The organism is Cryobacterium algoricola (assembly GCF_004402485.1).
GTDB lineage: Bacteria > Actinomycetota > Actinomycetes > Actinomycetales > Microbacteriaceae > Cryobacterium > Cryobacterium algoricola.
The window spans coordinates 135,430-153,513 of sequence record NZ_SOFG01000004.1 but is presented as its reverse complement, the minus strand read 5'-3'; the positions used below and the strand labels follow the sequence as shown (position 1 = coordinate 153,513).

Below are 18,084 nucleotides of genomic sequence, written 5' to 3'. Positions count from 1 at the left end.
CCCGAAGGTTTACGGCTGGCGTGGCCCGTCCGGTCCCGGACGACCGTCTGCGCGCCCGGCCTGACCGTCGCGTCCGTCTCCGCGCTTGCGGAGGTACTTCTCGAACTCCTGCGCGATCGCCTCGCCACTCGCCTCCGGCGAGTCGACCGTGTCCCTCGCCTGCTCGAGCTGGTTGATGTACGCCGCCATCTCCTCGTCGTCTGCCGCGAGGGTGTCGATGCCGGTCTGCCATTCGTCGGCCTCGGTGACGAGGTCGCCGCGCGGGATGACCACGTCGATGATCTCCTCGAGCTTGTCGATCAGGGCGAGCATCGCCTTCGGTGACGGCGCGTTGTGTACATAGTGGGGGACCGACGCCCAAATCGAGAGGGTCGGGATGCCGACCAGTTCGGCCGCGTGCGAGAGGACGCTGAGGATGCCGACCGGGCCTTCGTAGCTGCTGCGCTCGATCTGCAGCTCGCTGCGCACCTCGGGGTTCTCGCTGGAGACGAAAATGGAGATCGGACGGGTGTGCGGCACGTCTGCGAGCATGGCGCCGAGGAAGACGATCCCGCCGATGTCCGCCGCGAGGGCCGCGTCGAGCACCTCTGCGGTGAACCCCTTCCAGCTGCGGCTCGGCTCCGTGCCGAGCAGGAGGTAGATGTTGCCGGCGTTGCTGCCGCTCACGCGCAGCTGCGCGTCATCGGCGAGTGGCTCTCCGACGACACCCGGCTCCGCGGGGCCGAACAGGGTCGCGCCGGGCCATTCGAGCTGGCGGTGACCCTCGTCATCCGTGGAGATCGTCGGCCGGTTGAACTGGTAGTCGAAGTAGACCTCGGGGTCCACTTCGAAGAGGGAGGAGACGTCGAGGAGGTCCCTGAGGATGCCCACGGCACCGGTCGCAGCCTCACCCGCGTCGTTCCAGCCCGCAAACGCCACCACGAGGAGGCGTCCGCCCAGGAATCCATTGCCATCTGTCACTGCGTGAAACCTCGATCTGCCGGGGCGCCCGGAAGAGCACCGTCAGTCAAGGATAAGCGGTGCCCCTTACACTTGGACCCTGTGAACCCGTTCCGTCCGAATTCGCCCCTGCCCGCGGCCGTGCTGTGGGATATGGACGGCACGATCGTCGACTCGGAACCGTACTGGATGCGCGCTGAAACCGAGCTCGTCGAGAGCTTCGGCGGGGTCTGGACGCACAGCGATTGCATGCTTCTCGTCGGCAGCGGCCTGCTGAACTCCGCGGCCATCCTGCAGGACCGCGGCGTCCGCCTTGGCGCCGAGGCGATCGTCGACCGGCTGACCACGCGGGTCCAGGGCCTCCTCGGTGAGTTCGGTGCCCCCTGGCGTCCCGGCGCCCTCGAGCTCATGACCGAGGTCAAGGCCGCGGGCATCCCCATGGCCCTCGTGACCATGTCGGAGCACCGGATGGCGCAGCAGGTGTCCGACCAGGTCGGATTCGCCGCCTTCGACGCGATCGTCGCCGGTGACATGGTCGTCCAGAGCAAGCCGCACCCCGAGGCCTACCTGTCGGCCGCCCGGTTGCTCGGCGTCACGCCCGCCGATTGTGTTGCCGTCGAAGACTCCCTGCCCGGCATCGCGGCAGCCGTCGCCTCCGGCGCCGTGGTCATCGCGGTTCCGCACATGATCGAAATCGAGGCGAGCGCCCGGTACGAGCTGTGGCCGACCCTGCACGGACGCACGCTCGCCGGCGTTCACACTGTCTTTGCCGAACGGCGCACGGGCGCCGCCGCGGCACCCGCGCGGCCCGGTTCCGGCCCGCATCCGAACGAGGACGACACCCACGCATGAGCGACACTGACAGCACGAGCGACACCGGAACCGGCATCACCCCGAACGGCGAGTACACCCAGGTGATCCAGAGCAGCGGACCCTTCCGGGTCGGCGACCGGGTGCAGCTGACCGGCCCCAAGAACAAGCTCAACACGATCACCCTCGAGCCGGGCAAGGTCTTCCACACCCACAGGGGAATCCTTGCGCACGACGACATCATCGGCCTGCCCGATGCATCCGTCGTCGTGAACAACGTCGGGGTCGAGCACCTCGCCTTGCGCCCGCTACTCAACGACTTCGTGATGTCAATGCCGCGGGGAGCCGCGATCATCTACCCCAAGGACGCGGCCCAGATCCTCGCCCAGGCGGACATCTTCCCCGGCGCGACGGTCGTCGAAGCCGGGGTGGGCTCCGGAGCACTGTCCCTCTGGCTGCTCCGCGCGATCGGGCCGGCCGGCCACCTCGCATCCTTCGAACGCCGGGCCGAGTTCGCTGACGTCGCGAGGGACAACGTCGCCACGTTCCTCGGCGCCGACCCCACGAACTGGACGATCACCCTCGGCGACCTTGCGGACGCACTGCCGTCCGCGGTCCCGGATCAGACGGCCGACCGGGTCGTGCTCGACATGCTCGCCCCCTGGGAATGCCTTGAGGCCGTCTCCGCCGCCCTCAAGCCCGGCGGCGTGCTCCTCTGCTACGTCGCGACCGTGACCCAGCTCTCCCGGGTGGCCGAGGCCATCCGTGGAACCGGGTTCTACACGAACCCGGATTCGAACGAGACCATGGTGCGCGGCTGGCACGTCGAGGGTCTCGCGGTCCGCCCGGACCACCGCATGATCGGCCACACCGGGTTCCTGATCACGGCACGGCGTCTCGCCCCCGACACGATCCTGCCCGAGCTCAAGCGCCGACCCTCCAAGACCGACTTCTCTGATGCGGATGTCGAGGCCTGGACCCCGGGCGCACTCGGCGAACGCAGCGTGAGCGGCAAGGTCATGCGCAAGCGGGTCAGGATCGCGGAGACCGGTGCGGCCATCTCCAAGGCCAGAGGCCTCGACGGGCGCGGCCCGGTCGTCGCCGCACCCGCTGAGTTGCCCGGCACCGCCCAGACCGCTACCGACGCCGCGATCAGCGGTGCTGCCGACAGCGCAGCCGACGCCGGTTAGGATAGGCTCCGGCCGTGTTCGGCCGCTCGACTCCCGGCGACCAGACGGCGCCGCACGCTGAATTTCCCACACTGAAATGAGATCCTGTGCGTAGAGCTTCTGCCCTCATCGCGACTGCCAGCCTGCTGCTTGCCGCCCTCACCGGGTGCAGCAGCAGCGCGGATGCCGCGTCGAGCTGCGTCGCCCCCATCAGCGATGGCGCCGCCTCGAAGCTCGTCTCGGTCAGCGACAACTTCGGAGCCGTCCCGAAGGTCGACATCCCGACGCCACTCATGACGACGTCGACCCAGGGCCGGGTCATCGTGCCCGGGTCCGGAGACAAGCTCGTTACCGGGCAGCAGGCGAAAATCGAACTGAACGTCTACAACGGGACGACAGGCTCGCCGATCCAGGTCAGCAAGTACGACAGCACGAGCGCGAACGTGCTCACGCTCAACGACCAGACCATCAAGGGCATCACGGACGGGCTCGCCTGCGCCCAGGCCGGCTCGCGTGTCGTCGTCGTCGTCTCCCCGGATGACGCGTTCGGACCGCAGGGCGGCAACCCCACCCTCGGGATCTCCGCGACGGACTCGCTGGTCTTCGTGATCGACGTCGTGAAGACCTACCTGCTCCGGGCCAACGGTGCCGACCAGACCCCGGTGAACGGCCTTCCCGCGGTCGTCCTCGACGCCAACGGCACCCCCGGCATCACGATTCCGGGCGGCACGCCGCCGGCAGACCTCCAGCTCGCCGTCCTGAAGAAGGGCACCGGCGACACCGTCAAGGAGGGCGACAAGGTCACCGTGCACTACACCGGCGTCCTCTGGGCGGACAAGAAGGTCTTCGACTCCAGCTGGACGAAGGGTGCGCCCGCGCAACTGCTCGCGGTCGACGGCTCGAAGACCCAGGGCGGCGTCGTCCCCGGCTTCGCGACGGCGATCATCGGCCAGACCGTGGGTTCGCAGATCCTCACCGTGATCCCGCCGGCGAAGGGCTACGGAGACTCAGCGCAGGGAACCATCCCCGCCGGCTCCACCCTCGTCTTCGTCATCGACATCCTCGGCATCGGCTAACCCCGCCCACAACCGCTACACGCGTCACCGTCCGTTCTCGAGAGCGGGGGGTGACGCGTGTTTTCAGGCGACCGTCCCGTATTCTCGCCGCATCGGCCGCATCGGCCGCATCGGCCACATCGGCCGCATCGGCACGGTGCGGCTCGGATGCCCCACGAATCTCGGGCCATGACCCCGCGGTGCGTCTGGCCGCGTCAGTGTGCCGAATTCAGGAGATGCCTGCTACAGGTCAGGATCGGCCGCACTGGTCAGCGGGCAGATGTCGCTCGCCCGGGCTGATCTCCTGAATTCGGCACCACGAGTGCGGACACACTCGTCTTCAGCTTTGAAGCTCGTGATGAGAAGCCCAAAATAAAGTGAACAAGTCTCGCATACGTGTTCGATTCGGGGTAGAATCGGGGCATGGCAGGAGCTTCGGATCCACAGTCACACACCCCACAGACACCCGATTCCGGGGCCGCGGGAGACCAGCCCACCACGGTGGGCCGCCAGCAGGTCGAGTCGGCTCATTCGGTTGCGATTGCTGAGGGCTTCGAGGGTGCGGAGGGGCTGACCGGGTCTGTGCCGTCGGTTCATGCGGATGCTGTCGCCCGGCTCGCCGAGGCGCAGGCGGCTCTCGCGGAAGCCTTGGCGGCGATCCCGGTCGGGCTGCTCAGCGACACGGAAGCGGTGACGGCGCTCAGCACGGTCGAGGCGATCGGGCGGGCGGTGGACGCGGCCCGGGTGAAGACTGCCACGGATGTGGACCGGCGGGCCCGAGTGCTCGGCCGGGATGGGTTGGCGTGGAAGATGGGCTGCACGGGCCCGTGGGATGTACTCACCCGGGTGACTCGGGCCTCGGGCCGGGAGGTGAAGCGGAGGACGAAGCTCGGCGATGCGGTGTTGCCGCGGCCGGGCGGCGGGAGCGGCTGGTCGCCGCCGTTGTTCCCGACGGTCGGAGCCGCCCTGACCGCGGGGGAGATCGGGGTGGAGACCGCGGAGCTGATCGTGACGGGGCTTCAGACGATCAGTCACCGGGTGGCCCCGGACGATCTGCTGACGGCGGAACGGGCCCTGGTCGCCACGGCCGCCGGGCGGATCACCCCGGAGACCGAGAACCTCGCCGGCGCGGGGGTCCCGGCGGCCACGGACCTGATCCGGGGCATGGTGCTGCAATGGCAGGCGGCCCTGGACCCCGACGGCGTGCTGCCGCAGGAGGACGTGTTCGAGGCGAAGTCGAACATCGGCTTCGGACAACTCAAGAACGGGCTCTACCCGGTCAAGGGCGGCGTGACGCCGGAACTGTTCGGGATGATGAACACCCTCTTCGACGCGTTCCTGAGCTTCCACGCGCGGCCCGCGTTTCCCACCGAGGAGGAACAGGCGCTGATGGACTCGGGGCAGATGATCCCCGGCGCCGAGACCGCGGGCGACGCCGACAGTGGCGCCGGCACGGGCCCGGAGCTGGACGTGATCGAAGCGGAGCTGCGGGAACGCCGCCAGGACACCCGCACCAGCGGGGAGAAACGCGCCGACATCCTCCGCGCCCTGTTCGAACACGCCGCCCGCGACAACGACACGCCGTCGATGGGCGGGTCGGCGCCGACGGTGATGGTGCACGTGAACGCCGCGGACCTCGACTCCGGGGTCGGGGTCGGATGGATCGACGGGGTCGAAGCCCCCGTGTCGCTCAAGACGGTGCACCAGCGCATCTGCGACGGCGGCTTCCAAGGGGTGTTATTCGGCGAGAACAACCAGGTCCTCAAACTCGGCCCCGAACGACGCTACTTCAACCGGGCCCAGCGGCGGGCGATCACCGCCCGAGACGGCGGGTGCATCATCCCCGACTGCAAAGCCCCCGCGCACTGGGCCGAAGTGCACCACGTGAAGCCCTGGGCGAAGGACGGACCGACGAACGTCGACAACGGGGTCCTCCTCTGCTGGTTCCATCACCACACCATCGACACCTCGGGGTGGGAGATCCGCATGGTGAAGGGGTCACCGCAGGTGCGGGCTCCGGGGTTGATCGACCCGCAACGGTTGTGGCGGCCACCGAACCGGCACCGCGCCCATCAGGTCCTGACCGGACCACCCAACCGCGACTGACCGAGGGACACGGGCAACGTGGCGCATCCGCTTCTCACTGCTCGACACGGGCGTGCTACCGGGGCTCGGTTAGACTCACAGCGTGTCGACCACCCCCGAACCGATCAACCGCATCACGGTTGAAGAACGCCTGTTCAGCCTCGTGCTGGCACTGATAGCGACCGAAATCGGCCTGACGAAGGCCGACATCCTGTCGACTGTTCAGGGCTACCGGCAGCGTTACGTGCACAGCGGCGACAATGCGAGCCTGGAACGGCAGTTCGAGCGGGACAAGGACGACATCCGCGAACTCGGGATCCCGCTCGAGACCGTCGAACAGCCCGAGGATCCAGGGAACAACCGCAATCTGCGCTACCGGATCCCCAAGGGCCTCTACGAACTTCCGACGGACGTATCGTTCTCCGGCGACGAACTGATGCTGCTCAAACTTGCCGCGACCGTTTGGAAGGAGGGCTCGCTCTCGGCGGAGTCCCGGCGAGCCCTGACCAAGCTCAACGCGCTCGGGGGAGCGGACGGCGACCCCGTGCTCGGGTATGCCCCGACCCTCCGGGTCCGCGACGCCTCCTTCGAGCCGCTCAGCAAGGCCATGGACCGCGCGCACGTGGTCTCGTTCCTGTACCTGAAGCCGGGCGAGGCGGCCCCGCGGCGCCGGAAGGTGGCGCCGCGCGCCGTCGTCCAGCACGAGAGCCGCTGGCACCTGTTCGGCACCGACCTCGACGCCGGTGCCACCCGTACCTTCCTGCTCTCCCGCATCGTCGGACCGGTCACGGTCGTCCCGGACCTGATCGCACCCGAATCCGGGCCGGATGCCGGCCAGGCCGCCCTCGCCGAACTCGACGCCCTTTTCACGGCCAACGTCGCTGAGATCGAGGTCCTCCCGGGCACCGATGCCGCCGTCCGCCTCGGCAAGCGGGCAGCGGATGCCTCCGGTGCCGAGCCGACCGGAGCGCTCGTCCTGCACTACACCGACCTGAACATCCTCGCGGACGAACTCGCCGGGTTCGGGCCGGAGGTGCTCGTGCTCTCCCCGCCGGCCCTCCGGGACGCCGTGCTCGACCGACTCCTCCTCGTCCGCGATGCCCACGAACACCACGAACTCCTCGAGCCGCTCGAGGCTCGCTCATGAGCCCCCGCGTGCCACTCGGCGCCCCAGACAAGCTCACCTTCCTGCTCTCGCTCGTCCCGTATCTCATCGACCACGACGGCATCAGCGTCACCGACGTCGCCGCGCACTTCGGCGTCACGCCCGAGCGGGTACGCGACGCGGTCACCCTGATCGCCGTCTCCGGGGTACCCGGCGACACGAGCCAGTACCTGCCCGGGGATCTCTTCGACATCGAGTGGGGCCAGTTCGAGGCCGACGACACGATCGTGCTGACCCATCTCGTGGCGATCGAGGATTCCCCCCGGTTCTCCGCACGCGAGGCGGCCGCGCTCATCGCCGGCCTGCAGTACCTCTCCTCGCTTCCCGAGAACGCAGACCGGGATGCGATCGCATCACTGATGGCCAAGCTCACCCGGAGCGCCACCGCCGCGCCGAGCCAGCTCGCCGTGTCCGCGAGCGCTTCGGGAACGGCGATCTCCGTCATCCAGTCCGCCCTGCAGACCGGCGTCCAGGTCCGGTTCGACTACCTGAACGCCCGCGGCGGTCAGGAAGAACGCTACGTCGACCCGCTCCGCGTCGAATCCGTCGACCGGGACTGGTACCTGCGCGGCTGGTGCCACCTGCGCGGAGCCGTCCGGACCTTCCGGCTCGACCGGATGAGCACGCTCACCGCCACCGATCGCCCCGTGACGAGCCGCACCGAGGACCTGATTCTGCCGGACACCCTCTTCCAGGGCTCCGAATCCGATCTCGACGTGGTCGTCGAGCTCGTGGCCGGCGCGCTGCCGCTCCTGGGCGACTACCTGTCCGGCCGCCCGGTCCAGCAACTCGCCGGTGACCGGGTCAGGGCGACGCTGCGTGTCTCGCACTATCACGCGCTCAAACGCCTCGTCGCGGGTCTCGCCGGGGTCGTCACCGTCGTCGAGCCCGCTGCCGCTCGCGAGATCGTGCGCGCGTGGGCGGATGCCGGTGCGGCGCGCTATCCGGAGCCTGCGGCATCCGCCGCAGCGGCAGGGCCGGGGGAGTAGCCGATGCCGTGGTGGAGCTGGGTGCTGATCTGGACCGGGCTGGTGCTTGTCCTGCTCGGAATGCTGGCCTGGTTCGCCGTGCTGCTGTTCCGGAAGCTCATGGTGCTCGCGGATGCCGTCGGTGCGCTCGGTGACCTCGTGGGAGCGCTCGACGCTGACCCGGAGGAGGAGACGGAGCCGCCGCGGCGTCCCGCAATCTTCGCGGACTGGAACGAGCTCGCCAGGACCGTCGACCTGCAACGCACCGCTCGGGAACGTCGAAGGCAGGAACGGCGGGATCGTCGGATTGCCAGAGGTAAGCTATTGCAACACGGTCCGATCGTCAGACCTGACCCACCGATGAAGAGGACACACCCTCATGCTTAACAACCTGACCGGATGGCACTTCCTGATCATCCTTGTCATCGTTCTGTTGCTCTTCGGTGCGCCCAAGCTTCCCGCGCTCGCGCGCAGTCTTGGCCAGTCGATGAAGATCTTCAAGAGCGAGATCCGCAGCGACGAGCCCGCTGAGACGAAGAGCGCACCCGGGACGGACTCCGCCCCGGGAGCCGACGCGCCCGATCCGACGACAAAGCCGTAACCTCCGTGCCTGGGCGCACTCCTCGGCGCACGACTCGGCGCACGGCCCCTGACGGGAAGATGTCCCTCGGACAGCACCTTCTCGAGCTGCGGAAACGCCTGTTCCTTGCCGCCGCCGGAATCCTCGTCGGCGCCGTGATCGGCTATTTCCTGTCCGATTTCGTCTGGAACGCCCTCAGGGAGCCGATCTACACGATCGCGTCCGCACAGGGGCGTAGCGCACAGCTTAACTACCCGGACATCACGAGCGCCTTCGACCTCAAGCTCAAGATCTCCGTCTACGTGGGAATCGTCATCTCGAGCCCGATGTGGCTGTACCAGGTCTTCGCCTTCCTGATGCCGGGGCTGACCCGAACCGAGAAGCGCTACACCTTCGGCTTCTTCTTCACGGCAGTGCCGCTGTTCCTGGCGGGCTGCGCCGCCGGCTTCTACGTGCTTCCGCACGTCGTCGAGCTCATGACGGGCTTCGCACCGTCACAGGATGCCGCGCTCATCACCGCCCAGAGCTACTTCGACTTCGTGCTCAAGCTCGTCGTCGCGATCGGGATCGCGTTCGTCCTGCCCGTCTTCATCGTGCTGCTGAACTTCGCGGGGGTGATCAGCGCGACGTCGATCATCAAGTCCTGGCGGGTCGCCATCCTCGTCATCATCCTCTTCACCGCGATCGCGACCCCCGCAGCCGACGTCGTGTCGATGTTCCTCCTCGCCATTCCGATGGTGGTGCTGTACTTCGCCGCGTACGGGGTCGCCCTCCTGCATGACCGGCGTGCCGCCCGGCGCGCCCTCGCCTTCGAACAGGAGCTGGCGCTCTAGGCGTCTCCCATGACCTCTCTCCAGACCCCGGCCGAGCCGACGCCCGCCGAACGCTTCGCAGCGGCACGTGACCGGGCGAGCCGCCCGCGGCTCTCCGCTTTCCGCGCCGGCCTCCGGTTCGACCTCGACCCCTTCCAAATCGCCGCCTGCGCCTCGCTCGAGGACGGCAACAGCGTCCTCGTCGCGGCCCCGACCGGCGCGGGCAAGACCCTGATCGCGGAGTTCGCGATCTACCTCGCGATGAAGCAGTCGACCAAGAAGGTCTTCTACACCGCGCCGATGAAGGCGCTCAGCAACCAGAAGTTCCAGGAACTCGTCGCCGAGTACGGGGCAGACGAAGTCGGACTCCTCACCGGCGACACCAACGTGAACCCGCAGGCCCGCATCGTCGTCATGACGACAGAGGTACTGCGCAACATGCTCTACGCGGACTCGGACCTCCTCACCAACCTCGCCTTCGTGGTCCTCGACGAAGTGCACTTCCTCGCCGACCGGTTCCGCGGCGCCGTCTGGGAAGAAGTCATCATCCACCTGCCCCAGAACGTGCGGATGGTGTCGCTGAGCGCGACCGTGTCCAACGCGGAGGAGTTCGGCGACTGGCTGCAGGCCGTCCGCGGCGAGACCGACGTCATCGTTTCCGAGGAACGCCCGGTGCCCCTCGAACAGCACGTACTCGTCAAGAGCAAGATGCTCGACCTGTTCGACTCCACGGGAGCCGCTGGAACCCACCGGGTGAACCCGGAACTGGTCCGCCTGGCCCAGGGCGCCGGTCGTGGCGTCACTGACCGCCAGGGAGACCGGCGCGGGGGCAACCGCGGTCGGTCGCAACGCCCACGGTCGACCTTCGAGCCGGGCAGGATGGACCGCGCCGAGATCGTCCGCCTCCTCGGCGGCAAGCACCTCCTCCCGGCGATCTTCTTCATCTTCAGCCGGGTCGGCTGCGACCAGGCGGTCAACCAGGTCCTGCGGGCGGGTGTCCGCCTGACCGATGCCGCGGAACGCGCCGAGATCCGCGCGATCGTGGACGAACGCTGCCGCACCCTGCTCGACGAGGACCTCGGCGTGCTCGGCTACTTCGAGTGGCTCGATGGCCTCGAACGCGGCGTCGCCGCCCACCACGCCGGCATGCTGCCCGCCTTCAAGGAGGTCGTCGAGGAGCTCTTCCAGAAGAAGCTCGTCAAGGCGGTCTTCGCGACGGAGACGCTCGCCCTCGGCATCAACATGCCCGCGCGAACCGTCGTCCTCGACAAGCTCGAAAAGTTCAACGGCGAGGCCCGCGTGCCGATCACGCCGGGGGAGTACACCCAGCTCACCGGACGCGCCGGCCGGCGCGGCATCGACGTCGAAGGCCACTCGGTGATCCAGTGGGCCTCCGGGCTCGACCCTCAGACCGTCGCCTCACTCGCGTCCCGCCGCACGTACCCGCTCAACTCGAGCTTCAAGCCGACGTACAACATGGCCGTGAACCTGATCGACCAGTTCGGCCGTGACCGCACCCGCACGGTCCTGGAATCCTCGTTCGCCCAGTTCCAGGCCGACCGCGCCGTCGTCGACATGGCCAGGGCCGTGCGCCAGCAGGAGGAATCCCTCACGGGCTTCGCCGCCTCGATGGTCTGCCACCTCGGCGACTTCACCGAGTACTCGGCGATCCGTCGCCGGCTCACCGAGGTCGAGCGCGAGACGCTCACGGGGGAGACCGGCGCCCGCGCTGCGAAGGAACGTCGCCAACGCGAACTCGCGAGCCTTCGCAAACGGCTCCGCGCGCATCCGTGCCACAACTGTCCCGAACGCGAGTCGCACGCCCGCTGGGCGCAGCGCTGGTGGAAACTGCGTCGAGAGACGGATGCGCTCACGAAACAGATCACGACCCGCACCGGTGCCGTCGCGCGCGTCTTCGACCGTGTCACCGAGGTCCTGCTCGGTTACGGCTACCTGCTCGAAGACCAGGCCGGCGCGGTGACGCTGAGCGAGAGCGGCCTCATCCTTCGGCGGATCTACGCCGACAGGGACCTGCTCGTCGCCGAGTCCCTCCGCCGCGGGCTGTGGAACGACCTCGACCCGGCCGGACTCGCCGCGATGGCCTGCGCCCTCGTCTTCGAGCCGCGGCGCGAGGAAGGGCTCATCGACGAGCGGTACCTGCCCCGGGGACAGTTCCGGGCCGCCCTGCACGACACCCAGGAGCTCTGGAGCCGCCTCGACGACCTCGAACGCGACCACCAGCTGCCGGGCAGCAACCCGCTCGCGGTCGGGCTCTCCCTCGCCATGTGGAAGTGGGCCAGGGACGGTTCGCTCATCGACGTCCTCGACGAGGCCGAGATGGCCGCGGGGGACTTCGTGCGCTGGACCAAGCAGACCATCGATCTCCTCGACCAGCTGTCCGTCGTCGCCGATGCTCCGGTCGGCACGACCGCCCGGATCGCGCTCGACGCCATTCGGCGCGGCATCGTCGCCTACTCCTCGTTCGCCTAGGCCGTGCGAGTGACTGGTGTGCCGATGAACAACGTCGAGACGGCTAGGGATCGAGAGGAATTCCGGTTGCCCCTCCCGGCGGCCGTTGTGCTCGCCGCCGCCGCGGGAGCGATCCTCGACGGCGGTTTCCCCGACCGTTCCTGGTGGGTCCTGGCGCCTATTGGGGTCGTGCTGATGTTCCTCGCCCTGCTCGGTCGCCGCCCGGCGCCTGCCCTTCTCGTCGGTATGGTCGCCGGACTGTCGTTCTGGCTGATCCACATCAGCTGGATCACCCTCTACCTGGGCCCGGTGCCCTGGCTCGCACTCGGAGGACTCGAGGCGATCTTCTTCGGCGTCGGCCTCTGGCTCGTCGCCGTCGTTCTGAACCGCGGCCCGCGGGCGTGGCCCACGCGCTGGGGACGCCTGGGCATGGTCCCGTTGGTCGTTGCCGGCCTCTGGACGGCGCGTGAGGCGATTTCCGCCGTCTGGCCGTACGGCGGCTTCGCCTGGGGGCGCGTGGCTATCTCGCAGTCGGAGAGCCCGTTCGCGGGCCTCGTGGCCTGGGTCGGGATGTCCGGACTCAGCTTCCTGATGGTCTGGCTCAGTGCGCTCGCGCTGCAGTTGCTGCGGGAGGTCGGCTGGGGAGTGCTCGCCCGGTTGACGGTGCTCACGGCATCCGTCGCCCTGCTGCTCGTCGTGCCCGCCGTCTCCATCGCCCAGTCGGGGGAGACCAGGATCGCCGCCGTCCAGGGCGCTTCCGATGCCGGGCTGTTCGCGCAGTACTCGCCGGGGCAGATCCTCTCCGACCACACCTCGGCGACCCTGCCGCTGGTCGGGGATCCGGTCGACTTCGTCGTGTGGCCGGAGAACGGCAGTGACATCGACCCGACCCGGTCGCAGGACGCCGCACACGTCCTCGACTACGTGAGCCGCGCGATGATGGCCCCGCTCATCACGGGCACGATCACCTACCGGGATGGCAAGTACTACAACACGAGCCTGCTCTGGAAGGCGGGGGAGGGCGTCACGGCCCTCTATGACAAAGTGCACCCGGTTCCCTTCGCGGAATACATGCCTGATCGGGCTTTCTGGCGTCCTTTCGCCCCGGAGCTGATCGACCTGATCTCTCGGGACTACCAGCTCGGCACCCAACCGAACGTCTTCGACGTCAACGGGATCCTGGCCGGCATCGCGATCTGCTTCGACATCGCCGACGACCAGCTCGTGCACCAGATGATCGACTCCGGGGCGACGGTCATCCTCGCCCAGACCAACAACGCCGACTTCGGGCACACGGACGAGAGCGTCCAGCAGCTGGCGATCGCCCGGCTGCGCGCGATCGAGGCCGGGCGCACCGTCGTCAATATCTCGACGGTCGGCTCGAGCGCCATCATCGCGCCGGACGGCCACACGATCGACAGCCTGCCGACCTGGGTCCCCGGCTCCATGGTGCAGACCGTTCCACTCAGCACGACGGTGACCCCGGCGATGGCGGCCGGCCGGGGAATCGAGTGGCTCGTCTCCGGACTCGGCCTCGCGGGGCTCGTCTTCTGCCTGGTCTTCGCGCCGTCCGCACGACGGGACGCGCGCCGGCGTGCGACCGCGGTGCCGGTTCGACCGGTTCACCCGGTTAACGCAGAACGCACCCGACAGAATCGGGTGCGTGCGTAGTGTCTGCTCGGCCTTAGGCGCCGATCTTCTGCTGTCCGCGACGTGCGCGCAGGAACGCCAGGCGCTCCTCGAGCAGTTCCTCGAGCTCGGGACGGGTGCGACGTTCCAGGAGCATGTCCCAGTGCGTGCGCGGTACCTTCTCGGCCGAGTGATCGACGATGACGGGCTTGGAATCGACGAGCCGGGTGGCCGTCTGGGAACAGAACCTGCATTCCCACTCGTCGGGGGCTTCCGCCTCCGCCGAAAAGATCATCACCGTCTCTCGTGAGCACGTCGCACACAGATATGTGTGACTAACTCGTGGTGAAAAGGTTACGCCCTCTTCGCTTTGAAGGCTTTGTGCGCCCAACCTCATGCCACGCAAACTGCGATCCGCCATTGTGTGGTCTCCTCTCGCGATGCAACTCTCAGTTATAAACCGTCAAGCTGGGCGTTATCTTTCCGTTATGCCCGTACTCGGTGATAACTCTCAGTTTCGGAAGCGGGATTTATGGCAACCCGGGCGTGTCGCGCTCGGACCTGCGACCGATCAGCGCAGCGGCGAGGTCCGTCCGGTCGGTCACGAGGCCGTCGATGCCGGTGTCCAGCAGGCGTTCCATGGCCGCGGGGTCGTTGACTGTCCAGACATGCACCTCGACGCCGACCGAATGGACGGCTCGCACGAAGTGGGGGGTCACGACACGCAGCACGGACGCCGTCTCGGGTACCTGAACAGCGACGCATCCGCTGAGAACACGCCGGAGGAGTGCCGCATTCCCGAGCCGGGCGGCGACGACGACCTGCGCGACGATGGCCGCCGAGGCACTCGAGGCCACGCCGGGCAGGAGCCGGACCGTCCGTCTGCGGCGTTCCTCGGAGAAGGAGGTCACGAGGACCCGGTCGGTCGCGCCCGCCGCGAGCACGGCGGCGGCCGTCGCGGCGACGGCGTCCTCTGACTTCACGTCGAGGTTGAATCGCGCCTCCGGGAAGGCGTCGAACGCTTCCGTGAGAGTGGAGAAGGACTGGCCGAAGCCGAGATCGATCCGTTGCAGTTCGGTGACGCGCAGCTCTTCGAGATGGATGTCCAGCTCGGGCAGGGCAAGGCGGGCGTCATGGCTGAGCACCGCGACCCCGTCCCTGGACGAGTGCACGTCTGTCTCCAGATGGGTCGCACCGTTGTCCAGAGCGTGCCGGAACGCGAGGACCGTGTTCTCCGGTGCGTTCAGCGCGAACCCGCGGTGGGCGAAGATGCGCGGGGGCGGCCCGGCCAGGAACGAGGAGGGGCCGCCCGAGACCACGGGACTACCCCTCTGCGGCGTGCGAGGGTGCGGGCGTCGTGGGTGCAGCCATAGTCGATGCGGCTGACGGGGGAGTGGCGACCGGAGCGGTGGCCTCCGGGGGAACGGCGGACCCGGTGACGGGCCGATCGCCGAACGCGCGGCCGATGCCCTTCATCGCCTCGGTGAGTTCACTCGGCACGATCCAGAGCTTGTTCGCGCTGCCCTCTGCGAGCTTCGGGAGAGTCATCAGGTACTGGTACGCGAGGAGCTTCGGGTCGGGGTCGCCCTCGTGGATCGCCCGGAACACGGTCGTGATCGCCTCGGCTTCACCCTGTGCGCGGAGGACGGCCGCCTTCGCGTCGCCCTCTGCGGAGAGGATGGCCGCCTGGCGGGCGCCTTCCGCGGTGAGAATGGCGGACTGCTTGGTGCCCTCCGCGGTCAGGATCAGCGCACGACGGTCACGCTCGGCACGCATCTGCTTCTCCATCGAGTCCTGGATGGAGTGCGGCGGATCGATGGCCTTGAGCTCGACCCTGCCGACCCGGATGCCCCACTTGCCCGTGGCCTCGTCGAGCACGATACGGAGCTGGCCGTTGATGTTGTCGCGGCTCGTGAGCGCTTCCTCGAGGTTCAGCCCGCCGACGACGTTACGGAGGGTCGTCGTGGTGAGCAGTTCGACCGCGCCGAGGTAGTTGGCGATCTCGTAGGTCGCCGCCCGGGCATCCGTCACCTGGAAGTACACGACCGTGTCGATCGACACGACGAGGTTGTCCTCGGTGATCACCGGCTGGGGCGGAAAGGATACGACCTGCTCGCGCAGGTCGATGAGGGGACGCAGTCGATCGACGAACGGGATCAGGATGTTGAGGCCGGGCATGAGCGTCTTGTGGTACCGGCCCAGCCTCTCCACGACCCCGGCCCTGGCCTGGGGGATGATGCGGATGGACTTCGCGAGGGTGACGATCACGAAGATGACGAGCGCCGCGACGAAAGCGACGACGATCACCTGCACGACAGTCTGGGTCGGATCACTCATGAAATGTTCCTTTCTGCCGGGATGACCACTGCGGTCGCCCCGTCGATGGCGATGACGATGACACGTTCGCCCGGCGCGAAGACGGCCGGTTCGACCAGGGGGGAGAAGCGCGCGGTCCAGGTCTCGCCATTCGCGAGGCGAACCTGGGCCAGCGGCCCGGTCGAGCTCACGATATGGCCGTCCTGGCCGAGGAGCGCATCGACGTTGCTGAGGGTCGGGTCGCCGCCGCGTTTGAGCACCCGGAGCAGGGGTGGGCGGATGCCGAGCAGCAGCACCATGGACAGGAGCGCGGCGATCACGAGCTGGCCCCACCACGGCACGCCGAAGAGGCCGGAAACCAGGCCGCCGAGGCTGCCGAGCGAGATCATCAGGAACGTGAGGTCCAGAGTGACCATCTCGATGGTGATGAAGATCAGTATGAGCACCAGCCAGACAACCCACGCGTAATTTGCAGCGAATACGTCCATCGTGACCCTCCCCATTGTGTTCCCCTTCTCAAACTAGCAGGTGTGCCGACACGGGCGGGGAGCGGGGTTCTTGGTAAGGTCTTCTGCTAGACCCAGTTCGTTATTTGAGGAGTTCGTGTGACCAACCCACTTGCCGCAGGTTCACTGAACGGACAGCGTGTCCTTGTCACCGGTTCTTCCCGGGGCGTGGGAGCCGCAACCGTCGGAATCTTCGCGGAGGCCGGAGCGAGCGTCGTCATCAACTTCCGCAACAAGGAGGCGCGGGCGATCAAGGTCGCCGACGCCATCCGCGCGGCCGGCGGAACGGCCATCACCGCGGGCGCCGACCTCACCGATGAGGCCTCCGTTGCGGCCATGATCGAGACGATCCGTGCTGAATACGGCGGACTCGACATCCTCGTGATGAATGCCTCCGGTGGCATGGAAACCGGGATGGCGCCCGACTATGCGATGAAGCTCAACCGGGATGCCCAGCTCAACCTCCTCGCGGCCGTCCGCCCCCTGCTGGGCGCCGGAGCCAGGGTCGTGTTCGTCACGAGCCACCAGGCGCACTTCTTCGAGACCGCCCCGACGATGCCGGAGTACTTGCCGGTCGCACGGAGCAAGCGCGCCGGTGAAGACGCCCTGCGCGCGCTCATCCCCGAACTCGAGTCCGACGGCATCGGCTTCGTCGTTGTCTCCGGCGACATCATCGAGGGCACCGTCACCGCGACCCTCCTCGAGCGTTCGAGCCCCGGAACGATGAGCGCCCGCAAGGTCGCCGCCGGTCGTCTCTACAACGTGAGCGAATTCGCCGCGGAAGTCGCCCTGGCCGCCGTCGAGCCGGTTCCCGCGGGCAACACTCGGTACGTCGGCGACACGACGGACATGGTCACCGACTAGAAAGCGCTACTGGCGAGCGGCGACGCGCACGCGGGCCGGAACGTCAGTCGGTGACGGTGCTCTGCGCTCCACGGCCGAGGGTGAAGGACATCACCAGCTGCACGAGGCCGGAGACGATCAGGAAGACGCCGCCGACGACGACGAGCACCCCCAGTGAATCGACGGGGGAGAGCAGCACCACGATGCCCGCGACGATGCTGATCACCGCGAAGAGGATTCCGAACCATCGGCTGGAATCCGACGCAGTCTCGACGAGCGCCGCGACGCCTTCGATCAGCCACGAGATCCCGATGACCATGCCGAGCACGGCAAGGGATCCGATTGGATTCCGGATCGCGACGATGCCCGCGACCAGCAGCAGGACGCCCAGCAGGATGTTCAGCACGCGGACTCCGGCGCTTCCCCCGGCCATCGCGATGCCGCGAACGATGCGCGCGATCCCGCCGACCAGGAAGTAGAGCCCGAAGAGCACCGCAATGACGTTGAGGGTCGCGCCTGGCCAGACCAGGATCATCACTCCGAGGATCACGGCGACCAAACCGCCGATGGCCATGGCCGTTCGGATGGTGGTCACTTCCGACTTGCTCAGGGTCCGTGGATCGATCGTGAGATCGAATACGGCGACGGGGTTCGACATGGCTGCGCTCCTCGGACTTGGGAACCCCGCGAATGAGGGGTTCGGTCACCGAGACTGTAGCCACGAGGGCACCTCTTGCG

General features: G+C 67.9%; 18 protein-coding genes. 12 read left to right on the top strand and 6 right to left on the bottom strand.

All coding sequences use genetic code 11. The features are described 5' to 3' along the window. Window positions 1-9: 9 nt before the first annotated feature. Window positions 10-960 carry a PAC2 family protein gene (locus tag E3O44_RS01160; protein ID WP_134531845.1) on the bottom strand — a complete coding sequence of 317 codons (951 nt, stop codon included), beginning with the start codon at window positions 958-960 and terminating at the stop codon, window positions 10-12. A gap of 81 nt (window positions 961-1,041) precedes the next feature. Here E3O44_RS01160 and E3O44_RS01155 point away from each other — a divergent pair, with 81 nt between their 5' ends. The 11 genes from E3O44_RS01155 to lnt all read left to right on the top strand — a co-directional run bounded on the left by E3O44_RS01155 (window position 1,042) and on the right by lnt (window position 13,723). Continuing rightward, window positions 1,042-1,791 (top strand): HAD family hydrolase, encoded by a 750-nt coding sequence (locus E3O44_RS01155; protein ID WP_255454311.1) that lies wholly within the window; start codon window positions 1,042-1,044, stop codon window positions 1,789-1,791. After that, window positions 1,788-2,939: a tRNA (adenine-N1)-methyltransferase gene (locus E3O44_RS01150; RefSeq protein WP_134531844.1), complete on the top strand. Its 1,152-nt coding sequence runs from the start codon at window positions 1,788-1,790 to the stop codon at window positions 2,937-2,939. Before E3O44_RS01155 ends, E3O44_RS01150 begins: the two co-directional genes overlap by 4 nt. Before the next feature lie 86 nt (window positions 2,940-3,025). After that, a complete protein-coding gene (locus E3O44_RS01145) occupies window positions 3,026-3,994 on the top strand; it encodes an FKBP-type peptidyl-prolyl cis-trans isomerase (RefSeq protein WP_134531843.1) in 969 nt (322 codons plus the stop codon). A 402-nt stretch (window positions 3,995-4,396) separates the two neighbouring features. Continuing rightward, entirely contained in the window at window positions 4,397-6,079 is a 1,683-nt protein-coding gene (locus tag E3O44_RS01140; protein ID WP_134531842.1) for an HNH endonuclease signature motif containing protein, read from the top strand. 82 nt (window positions 6,080-6,161) lie between these two features. Further along, window positions 6,162-7,205 carry a helix-turn-helix transcriptional regulator gene (locus E3O44_RS01135; RefSeq protein WP_241975939.1) on the top strand — a complete coding sequence of 348 codons (1,044 nt, stop codon included), beginning with the start codon at window positions 6,162-6,164 and terminating at the stop codon, window positions 7,203-7,205. Beyond that, window positions 7,202-8,212: a helix-turn-helix transcriptional regulator gene (locus tag E3O44_RS01130; RefSeq protein WP_134531841.1), complete on the top strand. Its 1,011-nt coding sequence runs from the start codon at window positions 7,202-7,204 to the stop codon at window positions 8,210-8,212. The genes E3O44_RS01135 and E3O44_RS01130 overlap by 4 nt, the downstream gene beginning before the upstream one ends. A 3-nt stretch (window positions 8,213-8,215) precedes the next feature. Then, window positions 8,216-8,578: a hypothetical protein gene (locus E3O44_RS01125; protein ID WP_134531840.1), complete on the top strand. Its 363-nt coding sequence runs from the start codon at window positions 8,216-8,218 to the stop codon at window positions 8,576-8,578. Beyond that, complete coding sequence (tatA, locus tag E3O44_RS19500; protein ID WP_134446564.1) at window positions 8,571-8,792, top strand: twin-arginine translocase TatA/TatE family subunit; 222 nt, start codon at window positions 8,571-8,573, stop codon at window positions 8,790-8,792. Before E3O44_RS01125 ends, tatA begins: the two co-directional genes overlap by 8 nt. A gap of 59 nt (window positions 8,793-8,851) precedes the next feature. Continuing rightward, window positions 8,852-9,604: a twin-arginine translocase subunit TatC gene (gene tatC, locus E3O44_RS01115; RefSeq protein WP_134531839.1), complete on the top strand. Its 753-nt coding sequence runs from the start codon at window positions 8,852-8,854 to the stop codon at window positions 9,602-9,604. Window positions 9,605-9,613: 9 nt separating this feature from the next. Then, window positions 9,614-12,073 carry a DEAD/DEAH box helicase gene (locus E3O44_RS01110; RefSeq protein ID WP_134531838.1) on the top strand — a complete coding sequence of 820 codons (2,460 nt, stop codon included), beginning with the start codon at window positions 9,614-9,616 and terminating at the stop codon, window positions 12,071-12,073. Window positions 12,074-12,097: 24 nt separating this feature from the next. Beyond that, on the top strand, window positions 12,098-13,723 hold the full coding sequence (lnt, locus tag E3O44_RS01105) for an apolipoprotein N-acyltransferase (protein ID WP_134532929.1): 1,626 nt from the start codon (window positions 12,098-12,100) through the stop codon (window positions 13,721-13,723). Window positions 13,724-13,736: 13 nt separating this feature from the next. On the opposite strand, the gene E3O44_RS01100 is transcribed toward lnt, so the two are convergent. The 4 genes from E3O44_RS01100 to E3O44_RS01085 form a co-directional block, all read right to left on the bottom strand. After that, window positions 13,737-14,102, bottom strand: coding sequence for an RNA polymerase-binding protein RbpA (locus E3O44_RS01100; protein ID WP_134531837.1), 366 nt, complete (start codon window positions 14,100-14,102; stop codon window positions 13,737-13,739). Between the two features lie 109 nt (window positions 14,103-14,211). Then, entirely contained in the window at window positions 14,212-15,000 is a 789-nt protein-coding gene (locus tag E3O44_RS01095) for a glycerophosphodiester phosphodiesterase family protein (RefSeq protein WP_134531836.1), read from the bottom strand. 4 nt (window positions 15,001-15,004) lie between these two features. Beyond that, on the bottom strand, window positions 15,005-16,018 hold the full coding sequence (locus E3O44_RS01090) for an SPFH domain-containing protein (protein WP_134531835.1): 1,014 nt from the start codon (window positions 16,016-16,018) through the stop codon (window positions 15,005-15,007). Next, the gene (locus E3O44_RS01085) at window positions 16,015-16,485 is read right to left on the bottom strand and encodes an NfeD family protein (RefSeq protein WP_134531834.1); all 471 of its coding nucleotides are present in this window, start codon (window positions 16,483-16,485) and stop codon (window positions 16,015-16,017) included. Before E3O44_RS01085 ends, E3O44_RS01090 begins: the two co-directional genes overlap by 4 nt. Window positions 16,486-16,602: 117 nt before the next feature. Between E3O44_RS01085 and E3O44_RS01080 the strand changes: the two genes are divergently transcribed. Beyond that, window positions 16,603-17,367 carry an SDR family oxidoreductase gene (locus E3O44_RS01080; protein WP_134531833.1) on the top strand — a complete coding sequence of 255 codons (765 nt, stop codon included), beginning with the start codon at window positions 16,603-16,605 and terminating at the stop codon, window positions 17,365-17,367. A 43-nt stretch (window positions 17,368-17,410) separates the two neighbouring features. On the opposite strand, the gene E3O44_RS01075 is transcribed toward E3O44_RS01080, so the two are convergent. After that, the gene (locus E3O44_RS01075; protein ID WP_134531832.1) at window positions 17,411-18,004 is read right to left on the bottom strand and encodes an HdeD family acid-resistance protein; all 594 of its coding nucleotides are present in this window, start codon (window positions 18,002-18,004) and stop codon (window positions 17,411-17,413) included. Window positions 18,005-18,084 lie beyond the last annotated feature (80 nt).